Below are 12796 nucleotides of genomic sequence, written 5' to 3'. Positions count from 1 at the left end.
AGGCGTGGAGGCGATGGCGCCGATGCCATCGGGCTTCTCCGTTCAGTCGAGGCACCAATGAGAAAGGGCGCTCCTAGGAGCGCCCTTGTCATGTGCGGGATCTAGCCCGGCGTGGATCAGTAGCCACCGCGGCCACCGCCGCCGTAGCCGCCACCACCGCTGCTGCCGCCGCCGTAGCCGCCACGGCTGCCGCCGCCGCCACCGTAGCCGCCGCGGCCACCGCCGCCGCCACCACCGTAACCGCCGCCGCCGCCGCCACCGTAGCCGCCGCCACCACCGCCGCCGCCGTAGCCGCCACGGCTACCGCCGCCGCCGCCGAAGCCGCCGCGGCTGCCGCCGCCACCGAAGCCACCCGGACGCTCTTCACGAGGACGGGCGACGTTCACGACGATGGCGCGGCCTTCGAGGGCCTGGCCGTTCATGCCGTTGATCGCGGCCTGAGCTTCTTCGTCGGTGGCCATTTCCACGAAGCCGAAGCCCTTGGAACGACCGGTCTCACGGTCCATCATGACCTTGGCGGAGGTGACGGAACCGAACTGGCCGAATGCCTCCTGGAGCGACTCATCGCGCACGCTGTAAGCGAGGTTGCCCACGTATAACTTGTTTCCCATGGGGAAGCCCTTTCAATACCAAATAACCCAATGTGCTGCTTCAACCCGTCGTGAACCACTCATACGAAGGCGCTGCATTCAGGCGATCCGATTATGTGTGACAGGATTGGCGGTTCGCAACGCGTCAAGCCGGCTGTTGTTTTTCAGCTTCTGCGCACAAACCCCGAGCAGTGTAAGAGACCTTCAACAATTGCGCCTCCCACGTCTAAATATGGCAAATCCGGCGCCCGACTCCCTCCCGCCAGCCGTCGGTGTTTTCCACTATCGGGGCCTTCCCGCAAGCATTTCCCCCTAGAGAGGGACACCCGCCGGGCGCTCGTCGCCGAAGGACGCGTCCTGGGGAGATCGCCGCCATTCGCCCACCCGGATCCCGCCTGGACCACGCCTCGCTCCCCTCAAATGGCGATCGTCGCCCGTTTCGGGGCCCCGCGAAGCCTGGAGGCGTCCGGCCCGGCGTCTCCCGATGGCCAGACGTTTTTGCCGCCAAAGCGAGGGACAGCTGGAAGAATCGCCGCCCGGACCCGTCCGATCGCCGGCCTTCCCGAGTTCACACCGATGACCCCCGACCGCCCCCCCAGCTCCCCCGCGCGTCTCCTTCTTCTAGAGGATGACCCCGCCATTGCCCAGACCGTGCGCTTCCTGCTGGAGCGCGAGGGCTTCCGCGTCGACTGCCGCGGCTGGTTGCACGAGGCCCGCGCCGTGCTGGCCGCTGGCGAGGTCGATCTGGCCATCCTCGACATCGGCCTGCCCGACGGCAGCGGTCTGGACCTCTGCCGGGAACTGCGGCAGGGACCGCTTGCCCGCCTGCCGGTGTTGATGCTCAGCGCCCGGGGCGAGGAGCTGGACAAGGTGCTCGGCCTGGAACTGGGCGCCGACGACTACCTCGCCAAACCCTTCAGCAATCGGGAGCTGGTGGCCCGCGTGCGCGCGCTGCTGCGTCGCGCCCAGGTGCCGGCCGAGGCGCCCGTCGAGCGGGTCCCCGGGTTTGTCGTCGAGGCCGACGGCTCCCGCGTGCGCTTCCACGGCGAGCTGCTGCCGCTGACCCGGCGTGAGCTCGGCCTGCTGCTCCGGCTGCTGGCCGCCCCCAGTCGCATCCACACACGCGACAGCCTGCTGGACGCGGTCTGGGGCCAGGACGCCGACAGCAGCGACCGCACCGTCGACACCCACGTGAAGACGCTGCGCGCCAAGCTGCGCCAGGTGCGGCCCGAGCTCGACCCCATCCGCACGCACCGCGGCATGGGCTACTCGCTGGAGTGAGCGGATGCGCCTCGGCCTGCGTCTGTTCCTGGGCTTCTTCCTGGTCGCGGGACTGAGCGCCTTCATTCTGCTGCGCGTCGTGCTGGGGGAGTTCAAGCCCAGCGTGCGCGAGGTGATGGAGGACATGATGGTCGACACGGCCAACCTGGTGGCCGAGCTGGCGCGCGACGAACTGGCCGCGATGCCGCCCGGCGGCGACCTGACCGGCACCCGCTTCGCGCAGCGGGTGCGCGACTACGCCGAGCGCCCGGTCGACGCCCGCATCCTCAGCGCGCGCAAGCGCTCGCTGGACTTCCGCATCTATGTCACCGACGCCGCCGGCCGGGTGGTCCTGGACACCGGGCCGGAGCCGGCGGTCGGCCAGGACTATTCGGCATGGAACGACGTGGCGCGGACGCTGCGCGGCGAGTACGGCGCGCGCTCCTCGCCCGAGGTGCCGCGCCGGCTGACGCCTTACGGCAATGCGGGCGACCTGGGCAACGGCAGCGATGCCAAGGGCAGCCCGGTGATGTACGTGGCCGCGCCGGTGCGGATGGACGGCCGCACGATCGGCGTCGTGACCGTCGCCAAGCCGGCCGCCGCCGTGCAGCAGATCATCTACCGTGCCGAGCGCCGCATCTGGATCGCGGGCCTGTCGCTGCTGGCGGTCTCGCTGGCCGTCGGCGTCGCGGTGACGCTGTGGATGGTGACGACCGTGCGGCGGCTGCGCCGCTACGCGCAGGAAGTGCAGCTCGGCGAGCGCCGCACGCCGCCCCGGGTGCCGGGCGAGCTCGGCGATCTGGCGCAGGCCATGGACGCGATGCGGGAACGCCTGGACGGGCGGGAGCATCTGGAGCACGTCGCCCGCGCGCTGACGCATGAGCTCAAGAGTCCGCTGGCCGCGCTGCGCGGGGCCGGTGAGCTGCTGCAGGACGAGCTGCCCGAGGCGGACCGCCAGCGCTTCGCCGCGCAGGTCGTCTCGCAGAGCGAGCGCATGACCGAGATGGTCGAGCGGCTGCTCGCGCTCTCGACGCTGGAATTGCGACGCGGGCCGGAGCATCCGCGGCAGGTGTCGCTGGACGCGGCCGTGGACGAGGCCCTGTCGCCGCTGGCCGCGCGGCTGCATCAGCAGCGGCTGACCGTGCGCTGGGGACGTCGCGAGCCGGTACGGCTGCAGGCCGATGCCGAACTGCTCGCGCTGGCGATCAGCAACCTGCTGACCAACGCCGTGGACTTCGCGCCGGCCGATTCGGTGCTGGAGCTCGCGGTCGGTGTCGACGACGGGAGCGGCGACGGCGCGGTCGCCGCCCACCCGGGCCACCTCGGCGGCGGCGGTGCCGACGAGTCCCGGCCACCGGGCCGCAGCGCGCCGACTCGGCCGCGCGCCTTCTTCGAGCTCCGCGACCACGGACCCGGCGTGCCCGCGGCGGCCTGGGCCCAGCTGGGTCAGCGCTTCTTCTCGACGGCGCGGCCCGGCAGCCTGCGCAAGGGCTCGGGTCTGGGGCTGGCGATCACCCGCCAGATCGCGGGCCTGCATCGGGGCCGGCTGAGCTTCGCGCCGGCCGAGCCCGGGCTGCGGGTGCGGCTCGAGTTCGAGGACTTCACCGTCGCCACACAAACCTCGTCCTGAGCTCACCGTCGCCTTCGAGACTGGCGCCTTCCCAGGGGCCCGGCATGTGCCAGAGGGCGAGGAGAGGGACGACATGAAGGCGCTGACGTGGAAGCTGGTCATCCTGACCGGCGTGACGGTGTTGTTGCTGATCGTGCTGACGCGGATCGGCTGGCTGGTGAGCGAGCGGCAGGAGCGGCAACGCGGCGCCGAGGCGGGGGTGGCCGCCGCGCAGGCCGGACCTCAGGTGCTGCTGGGGCCGATCGTGCAGCGCCAGTGCACCGAGGAATGGAAGGCGCTGGACAAGGACCTCACCCTGACGCCGCAGCGCCGCGACTTCGTGCTGTCGGCGATGCCGACGGAGTTGTCGATCGACGGCGCGCTGGCCCAGGAGCCGCGCTACCGCGGCCTGTTCAAGATCAACGCCTATGCCGGCAAGGTCGCCCTGCACGCGCAGTGGTCCTCGCTCGCGGCGCTCACGCCCAAGGCGGAGCGCAACGGCGCGCTGCGCTGCGACGAGCCGCACATGATGGTCGCGGTCAGCGATTCCCGCGGGCTGCGCGCCGTGTCGGTGAAGCGCGGCGACACGCCGCTGGTCGTCGCGCCCGGCACGCTCAACGACAGCTATCCGCGCGGGCTGCATGCCGATCTGAAGGGCCTGGCCCTGGACCAGCCGCTGACGCTGTCGGTGAACATCGATCTGGTCGGCATGACGGACTTCGGCGTCGTTCCGGCCGCCTCGTCGACGCAGGTGAAGCTGCGCTCGGACTGGCCGCATCCCAGCTTCGGCGGTCGCTTCCTGCCCGCGACCAGCGAGGTGCGGCCGGACGGCTTCGAGGCCAGCTGGCTGGTGACCGAGCTGGCCACCACCGCGCTGCGCGATGTCGCCGCCGGCCGCGCCCTGCCCACCGTCGATCGTGACGCCGAGCTTGTCGACTACGCCGTGCCGGCCCGCGGCGACAACGCCGGCGCGCGCATCACCGACACGCTGGCCTTCTCCATGGTCGACCCGGTCAATCCGTATGTGATGAGCGACCGCGCCATCAAGTACGGCCTGCTCTTCATCGTGCTGACCTTCGTCAGCGTCGGCCTGCTGGAGCTGCTGGCCGGCCGTCGCGTCCATCCGGTGCAGTACCTGCTGGTCGGTCTGGCGATGACGCTGTTCTTCCTGCTGCTGCTGAGCCTGTCGGAGCACCTGAGCTTCCCGCTGTCGTACGGGATCGCCGCGAGCGCCGTGGTGGGCCTGCTGGTCTTCTATGGCGGCGCGATGCTGGGTTCGGCGCGACGCGGTCTTGGATTCGGCGCGCTGGTGGGAACGCTCTACGGCGCGCTCTTCGTGCTGCTCAATCTGGAGAAGGCCGCGCTGCTGGTCGGTGCCCTGCTGCTGTTCGCGGTCCTCGCGGCGGTGATGACGCTGACGCGCCGCTTCGACTGGTACCGGCTGGGACTGGGCGGGCGCATGCTGGACGCGACCGCACGCCCCGACTGAGAACCCGATGGCAAGTTGGTGAGAACGCGGTTGTCCACGGCGTCCGGCTCGGTCAGCATGGGTCCACGCGGGCGACCGCACAGACCCCTCACGACAAGAGACCCATGCGCGGAGACAACCGGTTCGACTTCATCATCGTGGGCGCCGGCACGGCCGGCTGCCTGCTGGCCAACCGGCTCAGCGCGGACCCCGACAAGCGGGTGCTGCTGCTGGAGGCCGGAGGCCGCGACGACTATCACTGGATCCACATTCCCGTCGGCTATCTGTATTGCATCGGCAATCCACGCACCGACTGGCTGTTCAAGACCGAGCCCGACGCGGGCCTGAACGGGCGCAGCCTGCGCTACCCGCGCGGCAAGGTGCTGGGCGGGTGTTCCAGCATCAACGGCATGATCTACATGCGCGGCCAGACGCGCGATTACGACGCCTGGGCCGCCGCCACCGGCGACGAGGCCTGGCGCTGGGACGCGGTGCTGCCCTTCTTCCGTCAGCACGAGGACCATTGGCGGCTGGACGCCGGCACGGAGCGCCCGCCCGGCTTCGACGCCGTGATGCACGGCCATGGCGGCGAATGGCGCGTGGAGAAGCAGCGGCTGCGCTGGGCGGTGCTGGACGCCTTCGCCGAGGCGGCCCAGCAGGCCGGCATTCCGGCGACGCCCGATTTCAATGGCGGCAACAACGAGGGCGTCGGCTACTTCGAGGTCAATCAGCGCGCCGGCTGGCGCTGGAACACGGCCAAGGCCTTCCTGAGACCGGCCTGCTACAAGCGGATGAACTTCGAGATGTGGACCGGTGCTCACGCGCAGCGGCTGCTCTTCGAGAACGTGGATGGCGCCACGCGCTGCGACGGCGTGCAGGTGCGCACGCCGCAGGGACTGGAGGAAGCACGGCTGGCGCCTGGGGGTCAGGTCTTGCTGGCGGCCGGCGCGATCGGCTCGCCGCAACTGCTGCAGCTGTCGGGCATCGGCCCGGCGGCGCTGCTGAAGCAGCATGGCATCGAGGTCGTGAAGGATCTGCCCGGTGTCGGCGGCAACCTGCAGGATCACCTGCAGATCCGGGCGGTCTTCCAGGTCGACGGGGTGACCACGCTGAACACGCTGGCTTCCCACTGGATGGGCAAGGCGCGCATCGGGCTGGAGTACGCGTTGCGTCGCACCGGGCCGATGAGCATGGCGCCGTCGCAACTGGGCGCCTTCGCGCGCAGCGGTCCGGACAAGGCCTGGCCCGACCTGCAGTACCACGTGCAGCCCTTGTCGCTGGAGGCCTTCGGCGAGCCGCTGCATGGCTTCAACGCATTCACCGCGAGCGTCTGCAATCTGAACCCGACCAGCCGCGGATCGGTGACGATCCGCAGCGCCGACGCGGCCGACGCGCCGCTGATCGCGCCCAACTACCTGAGCACCGAGGCCGATCGCGAGATCGCCGCGCGCAGCCTGCGCTTGACGCGGCGCATCGTCGAGCAGCCCGCGCTGGCGCGCTATCGCCCGACGGAATACAAGCCCGGCGTCCAGTTCCAGACGGACGAGGAGCTCGCGCGGCTGGCGGGTGACATCGCCACGACCATCTTCCATCCCGTCGGCACCTGCCGCATGGGCCGGGATGACGACCCGTTGGCGGTCGTCGACAGCCGGCTGCGGGTACGCGGGGTCGACGGCCTGCGCGTGATCGACGCGAGCGTGATGCCCACGATCACCAGCGGCAACACCAACTCGCCGACCCTGATGATCGCGGAGCGCGCCGCGCAATGGCTGGTCGCCGGAAAGTGAAAAGCCCGCCGGCGTGACGCGGGCGGGCTTTCGGGCCGGGGTCCCCGGCGGCGCATGCCGATCGGCATCGGGCCGCGCGGGGAGCTCGATCAGGCGGCGAAGCGCTCTTCGATGTAGGCCAGCAGCGTGCGGATGGTCTGGGCCTCGCCACCGATCGGGCGGCCGGGGCGCGAGATGTCGTTCCACGCGAACAGGTCCACGTGCAGCCAGTCCTGCTCGGCCGGGATGAAGGCCTCGAGGAACAGCGCCGCGTTGATCGCGCCGCCCAGCGCGTTGCGGCCGGTGTTCACGATGTCGGCGATGCTGGAGGTGATGCCTTCCTTGTAGGGCGCCCACAGCGGCATGTGCCACAGCGGATCGTCCAGCTTCAGGCCCAGGTCGACCAGGTCACGCGCGGTGTCCATGTGCTTGGCGAACAGCGCCGGCAGTTGCGCGCCCAGCGCGATGCGGGCAGCGCCGGTCAGCGTGGCCAGGTCGATGATCAGCTCGGGCTTGGACTCGGTGGCGTAGGCCAGCGCGTCGCACAGGATCACGCGACCTTCGGCGTCCGTGTTGCCGATCTCGATGTGCAGGCCGGCGCGGGTCTTCACCACGTCGCCCGGACGGTAGGCGTTGCCGGCGATCGAGTTCTCGACGGCCGGGATCAGCACCTGCAGGCGCACGGGCAGCTTCAGCGCCATGATCAGCGTGGCCAGGCCCAGCGCGTTGGCGGCGCCGCCCATGTCCTTCTTCATCTGGCGCATGCCGTCGGCCGGCTTGATGTCCAGACCGCCGGTGTCGAAGCACACGCCCTTGCCGACCAGGGTCAGGCGCGGATGCTTGTCGCTGCCCCAGTTCAGCTCGATCAGGCGCGGGGCGCGGGTGCTGGCGCGGCCGACGGCGTGGATGGCGGGGAAGTTCTTCTTCAGCAGGTCGTCGCCGACGATCTCCTTGAACTTCGCGCCGTGCTGCTTGCCGACCACGGCGGCGGCCTTGGACAGCTCCTCGGGGCCCATGTGCTCGGCCGGCGTGTTGACCAGGTCGCGGACGGCGGTCATCGCGGTCGCGATGGCCAGGCCGCGTTGGCCGTCGGCGCTGCTCTTGATCAGCAGTTGAGCCGGCTGGCGCTTGCGCGGCTTGTACAGGTCGAACTGGTAGCAGCCCAGCTCCCAGGACAGGGCGGCGGCTTCATCCTGGAGCGGCAGGCCCTCGGGAGACAGCGTGTAGTCGCCTTCCGGCAGGGCCAGCGGCAGCGCCGACAGCGCGAAGGGATGAGCGGCGTGGGCGACGCCGGCGAACACTTGCGCCAGCTTGCCGTCCTCGCCCGGCACCAGGGCGAAGGTGTCCGGCGCGGCGGAGAAGCCCAGCGTCGCCAGCCATTGCTGGGTGCGCTTGGGGAGCTTGGCGGCCAGGGCCTGGTACGAGGCGCGGTCCAGCGCCAGGATGGGCGTGGCTCGGGCCACCGAATTCTTGAATTGGACGTTCATCGGACAGCGGTCGGCCGCGGATCGCGCAGACCGGCAATGTGTTGGCGGTGACGCATTCTCGCTTGAGCGCCCGCCCCTGACGGATCGGGAAAGACGGATGGCGGGGCCGACGGTGCGGGAGGCGGCTGCGTCCCGGAGGCTTCAGCAGGACTGTCGCAGACGCGACAGCAGCGCCTGGGCGGCGGCCGTGGTGCCAGCGGGCGCGGTCGGGCTGGCGGCGGACATGGTGGGGTTCTCCTCCGCCGCCTGGATCAGGCGCTGGGCGGCTGCCGGCTGGGGCAGGACCGGCCCGACGAAGCACAGCTGCTCGCCGCGACCGATCAGCAGGGTGGGGAAGGTCTCGACCTCCAGGTCATCCACGAGCTCGGAGTCATCCTCGATGTCCACCCAGACGAAGCGCACGCCTGGGTGCTGCTGGCGCAGCGCAGCGAAGTCGTCGCGGTAGCTGTCGCACACCCGGCACCAGTCGGCGCACAGGCAGGCGACCAGCAGGTCGTCTTGGGAAACGGCGGGAGAAGCGGTGGACATGGGGCGCGAGCTTAGCGAGAAAGCCCGCCGCCGGACGGGTGGTCGGTCAAAGGCCCGTTGCAGCCCCGCGACGAGGGGCCGGGAATCCCTCGGAGCGTTGGATTGCACCATCGTGGTGCGGTGATGGGCGATCCGGGGCACGCGGATGTATCGATGCGCCAGCTTTGTTCACATTTGTGATGACGCTGTCAACGCGCGCCGGATGACTCGCGTTAGCTGCCACAAAGCGGTCATCCCCCCGCTTGGAACCCAAAGGTCCACGACCATGATGAAGTCCCAGTCCCGCACCGAATCCCAACCGCGTCGCCTGCCGCAGGAGCTGCTGAGCGACAAGGGCCGCAAGCACGAGGCCTTCGAAGTCGCCTCCCTGGGCTGCGACCGCCGCAGCGTCGCCCGCGCCCTGCGCTTCGACCGCAAGCGCTGATCGCCCCCGGCAGGGCCACCGTCCCGGACGTGTCCCGGCCCTGCCAGCCCCCGCCGCTCAGTCGTCCTCGTCCACCGACGGCTGAAGTGGCGCCAGCAGCCGCTCGATCTCAGCGGCGCTGAATTTCTCCAGACGTTCCCCGCCGTCCCGGCCCAGCAGGCCGTCGGCCAGCGCCCGCTTGCGGGCCTGGAGCTCCAGCATCCGTTCCTCGATGCTGCCCTCGATCACCAGCTGGTGAACGAACACCGGCCGAGATTGCCCGATGCGGTGCGCCCGCGCCTGGGCCTGAGCGTCGACCGCCGGGTTCCACCAGGGATCGACCAGGATGACAGTGTCGGCGGCGGTCAGCGTCAGCCCCACCCCGCCAGCCTTCAGGCTGACCAGCATCAGCGGCACTTCCTCCGCCTGGAAGCGCCCCACCACCTCCCCTCGCCGCGCCTCGGGCGTCTCCCCCGTCAGCTTCAGCAGCGGCACGCGCGCCGCGGTCATGGCGTCCTCGATCAGCGCCAGCATCCCGGTGAACTGCGAGAACACCAGGATGCGCCGGCCCTGGGCGATCAGCTCCGGTACCTTCTCCCTCAGCCAGTCCAGCTTGGCCGACTCCATCCCGTGCGGAATCTCGATGCCCGGCACCAGCCGCGGATCGCCGCAGACCTGGCGCAGCTTCAGCATGGCGTCCAGCACGGACATGATCCCGTCCCCGAACTCCTTGGATTCCTTCAACAGTCGCCGTACCAGGTGGTCGGCGCCGATGCGCACGCTCTCGTACAGCTGACGCTGTCGCCCTTGCAGGGGAATGCGCTGGGTGAGCACCGTCATCGGAGGGAGATCCGCCGCCACTTGCTCCTTCAGCCGCCGCAGGATGAACGGCCGCACGCGCGAGGCCAGTTCCCGGGCGCGTTCGGCGCTGCCGTTCTGCTCGATGGGCTTGCGCCAGTGGCGGGCGAAGGCCCGGCTGTCGCCCAGGTAGCCCGGCATCAGGAAGTCGAACTGGGTCCACAGCTCCCCGAGATGGTTCTCGAGCGGCGTGCCGGTGAGCACCATCCGCTGACCGGCCCGCAGGCGGCGCAGCGCCCGAGCGGCGCGTGAGCGCGGGTTCTTGACCGCCTGCGCCTCGTCGACGACCAGCACCGAGAACTCGGCCTTGGTGAGCGCCCGCAGCTCGCGCCAGACCAGGCCGTAGCTGCACAGCAGCAGGTCGATCTCGCCGAGCTGCCCCAGGACCTCGCCACGTTCCGCCGGATCGCTGAGCGCGGCCACCCGGAGTCCGGGCGCGACGCGCCGGGCCTCGTTCGTCCAGTTGAAGATCAGCGAGGTCGGCGCGACGACCAGGGCCGGCTTGCCCAGCCGCCCGGCCTGCTTCTCGACCCAGAGATGCGCCAGCGCCTGCGCCGTCTTGCCCAGCCCCATGTCGTCGGCCAGGATGCCGCCGAGCTCCTGCCGCGCCAGGTACTGCAGCCAGCCCACGCCCTGCAGCTGATAGGGACGCAGCGTGATGCCCAGGCCGTCCGGCTGCGCGTCGACCTCGGGCGGACCCGCGCGGCGCAGCCGCTCCCACATCGTGCGCAGCTCGGGCGCGCCGTAGACCTGCCAGCGGCTGTCCGGCACGTCGAGCGCCGACAGCCGCGCCGCTTCCCACGAGGTCAGCTTGATCGGCCCGCGGCGCGTGCGCTGCACCACGAGGATCTCCAGCAGGTTGAGCATCAGCCGCTTCAGCGGTGCCGCCGTCGTGTGGAGCCGGCGTCCCCCCGGCGCCTTCAGGCCGACGACGGCGTCATCGTCGATGTGGGAGATGGCGTCGGCGTACAGCCAGCGGCGGTCCTTGCGCAGCAGGTCCCAGATCATGGGCGCGAGGTCGACCCGCTGCCCCTGCACCGTCACCCCCAGGCTCAGCAGCCAGGATCCCTTGCGGCGCGACAGGCCCAGCGTGGGGATGCGTTCCGACGAGCCGCCCAGACCCGGATCGGGGCCGGCCTCGGCGCCGTCCTCCGGCTGCACTTCCAGCGACCAGGCGTCGATCGCGACGCTGTGATGGGCGAACCCGGGCGCGAACTCGATCTCCCAGCCCGTGTCGCGCAGCAGCGGCAGCTGATCGGCGGTGAAGTCGGGGAACAGATCCTCCTGCTCCAAGGTCCAGCAGGGCGACAGCCCGTGACCGAAGGAGGCATCGCGCCACTGCAGCATGGACACGTCCACCGGATGCAGCGGCAAGGCCTGCCATTGAGCCGAGCGGTCCTCGTCCTCGGGCCAGCGCGCCAGGCGCAGCAGCGTCACGCGGTCGCCGCGAGGGCCGAGCTGACCGTGCGGCCGCATGCCGAGCAGGCCGTCGCCGCGGCCCAGCGTCTGCAGGATCAATCGAGGGGGAGGCGCCGTCATCGGCCGGCATTGTCGGCGCAGCGGCGACCTCCCGATCCGGACCTCAGCCCTGCTTGCCGTCCTTCCCGTCCTGGCGGTCGCGTGGCGGGCGGGCACCGGGCTGGCCGGTCTTCTGGAAGTCGGCCGGGACCCGCATCAGCGCGGCCTCGGGTTCGGCGCGGCGGATGTTGCGCAGCTGATAGCTCTGGTCACCGCTGCGAGGGTCCTTGGTCACCGAGCTCACCGTCAGCTTCAACTCCGGCGAGGTCCACACCTCGCGGGCGATCACGATGGGCTTCTCGTTGCCGATCTTGCCGGCGGGGATGGTCGAGGTGCTGCGCGATCCGGTGACCTTCACGCCTTCGATCTCGCGCGGCGGCAGCTTGTCCGTGCGGACGTCCTGGCCCATCACCATGAGCGGCTCCATGCGCATCGTGACCGCGGCCGGAATCGGCGGCATCGGTGCGAGCGGCCCGATCGGCGTCTCGATGCGGATCACGCGCACCTCCTGGCCGCTCTCGGCCGGCGCGATCACCACCGCCTGCGGCGCGCGCGGCGCGGCCGGCACGGCGGGCGGCCGAGGGGTCTCGGCCTTGGGCGCGGATTCGCCGCTGCCCAGCGCGTCGCGCACGCGCTCGCCATGCTCGCGGGCCCAGTCGCGCATCTTGCGGGCGTAATCCCGCATGCGCTCGTTGTAGTCCCGCATCTTGTCGTTGTAGTCGCGCATGCGCTCGGCGTGCTCGCGCTGCACATCGGCCTCGGGCCGGCCGCCGCCCAGGTAGCGCGCGGTCTTGCGATCCGGCTCCAGCAGCCAGTTCTCGCCGCTGACCGGATCGCGCAGATAGACGACATGGCGGCCCTGGCGTTCGACCTCCTGGCGCGTGCGGCCTTCGCCATCGCGGCACAGCTGGCTGGTCTGCTGATGGACGATGCGGTTGCCGTCGGCCAGCGGCTGCACGGTCTCGTGCACCGCCTGCGCGCAGTAGGGCGCGCCCTTCACGATGCGCTCCGCGCCGAGGATCTGCCCCGCGATGCCGCTCTCGATCAGCGGGCTGAGGTCCGGCATCACCGGAGCGACCGGGGCGGGGGGCACGGGCGGGACCACCGAAGGCGGTTCCGGCGTCGTGGGGGCCGGACGCGCGGCCGGGGCCGGCGCCGCGGTGCCCGCGGCCTGCGGCTCGGGCGTGTCGTGCTGGGCCTGGACAGCGCCGGCGGCGAGAGCCAGGGCAAGGGCGGTGAGGGAGGTCTTCATGGCGGTCTCCAGGGAACGGGGTCGATCGGTTGTCGTCACGGACGCGGGGGGCTGAAG

10 protein-coding genes are annotated in these 12796 nt (G+C 70.9%); 5 read left to right on the top strand and 5 right to left on the bottom strand.

The genetic code is table 11. The annotated features are described in order from the left end of the window. Positions 1-116: 116 nt before the first annotated feature. Entirely contained in the window at positions 117-611 is a 495-nt protein-coding gene (rbp, locus tag MCHT01_RS13930; protein ID WP_067065950.1) for an RNA-binding regulator, read from the bottom strand. A gap of 555 nt (positions 612-1166) precedes the next feature. On the opposite strand from rbp, the gene creB reads away from it, so the two are divergent. The 4 genes from creB (at position 1167) to MCHT01_RS13910 (ending at position 6714) form a co-directional block, all read left to right on the top strand. Next, positions 1167-1871 carry a two-component system response regulator CreB gene (gene creB, locus MCHT01_RS13925; protein WP_067065949.1) on the top strand — a complete coding sequence of 235 codons (705 nt, stop codon included), beginning with the start codon at positions 1167-1169 and terminating at the stop codon, positions 1869-1871. Between the two features lie 4 nt (positions 1872-1875). Next, positions 1876-3480 (top strand): two-component system sensor histidine kinase CreC, encoded by a 1605-nt coding sequence (gene creC / locus MCHT01_RS13920; protein WP_067065948.1) that lies wholly within the window; start codon positions 1876-1878, stop codon positions 3478-3480. A gap of 73 nt (positions 3481-3553) precedes the next feature. Next, positions 3554-4948: a cell envelope integrity protein CreD gene (gene creD, locus MCHT01_RS13915; RefSeq protein WP_067065947.1), complete on the top strand. Its 1395-nt coding sequence runs from the start codon at positions 3554-3556 to the stop codon at positions 4946-4948. A 104-nt stretch (positions 4949-5052) separates the two neighbouring features. Next, on the top strand, positions 5053-6714 hold the full coding sequence (locus MCHT01_RS13910) for a GMC family oxidoreductase (RefSeq protein WP_067065946.1): 1662 nt from the start codon (positions 5053-5055) through the stop codon (positions 6712-6714). An 89-nt stretch (positions 6715-6803) separates the two neighbouring features. Here MCHT01_RS13910 and MCHT01_RS13905 read toward each other — a convergent pair whose 3' ends face one another. Together MCHT01_RS13905 and MCHT01_RS13900 are read right to left on the bottom strand one after the other, a co-directional pair. After that, entirely contained in the window at positions 6804-8180 is a 1377-nt protein-coding gene (locus tag MCHT01_RS13905; RefSeq protein WP_067065945.1) for a leucyl aminopeptidase family protein, read from the bottom strand. Between the two features lie 141 nt (positions 8181-8321). After that, positions 8322-8708: a thioredoxin family protein gene (locus MCHT01_RS13900; RefSeq protein ID WP_067065944.1), complete on the bottom strand. Its 387-nt coding sequence runs from the start codon at positions 8706-8708 to the stop codon at positions 8322-8324. Between the two features lie 265 nt (positions 8709-8973). On the opposite strand from MCHT01_RS13900, the gene MCHT01_RS26760 reads away from it, so the two are divergent. Next, complete coding sequence (locus tag MCHT01_RS26760; RefSeq protein ID WP_169806134.1) at positions 8974-9132, top strand: hypothetical protein; 159 nt, start codon at positions 8974-8976, stop codon at positions 9130-9132. Between the two features lie 57 nt (positions 9133-9189). On the opposite strand, the gene MCHT01_RS13895 is transcribed toward MCHT01_RS26760, so the two are convergent. Then, complete coding sequence (locus MCHT01_RS13895; RefSeq protein WP_067065943.1) at positions 9190-11508, bottom strand: DEAD/DEAH box helicase; 2319 nt, start codon at positions 11506-11508, stop codon at positions 9190-9192. 43 nt (positions 11509-11551) lie between these two features. Next, entirely contained in the window at positions 11552-12739 is a 1188-nt protein-coding gene (locus MCHT01_RS13890) for a hypothetical protein (protein ID WP_067065942.1), read from the bottom strand. Positions 12740-12796: the final 57 nt, after the last annotated feature.

Origin of the sequence: Mitsuaria chitosanitabida ATCC BAA-476 = NBRC 102408 (assembly GCF_001598255.1) — a bacterium.
Taxonomy (GTDB): domain Bacteria; phylum Pseudomonadota; class Gammaproteobacteria; order Burkholderiales; family Burkholderiaceae_C; genus Roseateles; species Roseateles chitosanitabidus.
The sequence above is the reverse complement of the archived record's forward strand: the minus strand, read 5'-3'. Positions and strand labels throughout refer to the sequence as shown.

Coding starts and splice junctions, on each gene's coding strand:
- rbp (WP_067065950.1), bottom strand. CDS start 611: ATGGGAAACAAGTTATACGTGGGCAACCTCGCTTACAGCGTGCGCGAT.
- MCHT01_RS13895 (WP_067065943.1), bottom strand. CDS start 11,508: ATGACGGCGCCTCCCCCTCGATTGATCCTGCAGACGCTGGGCCGCGGC.
- MCHT01_RS13910 (WP_067065946.1), top strand. CDS start 5,053: ATGCGCGGAGACAACCGGTTCGACTTCATCATCGTGGGCGCCGGCACG.
- MCHT01_RS13905 (WP_067065945.1), bottom strand. CDS start 8,180: ATGAACGTCCAATTCAAGAATTCGGTGGCCCGAGCCACGCCCATCCTG.
- MCHT01_RS13890 (WP_067065942.1), bottom strand. CDS start 12,739: ATGAAGACCTCCCTCACCGCCCTTGCCCTGGCTCTCGCCGCCGGCGCT.
- creC (WP_067065948.1), top strand. CDS start 1,876: ATGCGCCTCGGCCTGCGTCTGTTCCTGGGCTTCTTCCTGGTCGCGGGA.
- MCHT01_RS26760 (WP_169806134.1), top strand. CDS start 8,974: ATGATGAAGTCCCAGTCCCGCACCGAATCCCAACCGCGTCGCCTGCCG.
- MCHT01_RS13900 (WP_067065944.1), bottom strand. CDS start 8,708: ATGTCCACCGCTTCTCCCGCCGTTTCCCAAGACGACCTGCTGGTCGCC.
- creD (WP_067065947.1), top strand. CDS start 3,554: ATGAAGGCGCTGACGTGGAAGCTGGTCATCCTGACCGGCGTGACGGTG.
- creB (WP_067065949.1), top strand. CDS start 1,167: ATGACCCCCGACCGCCCCCCCAGCTCCCCCGCGCGTCTCCTTCTTCTA.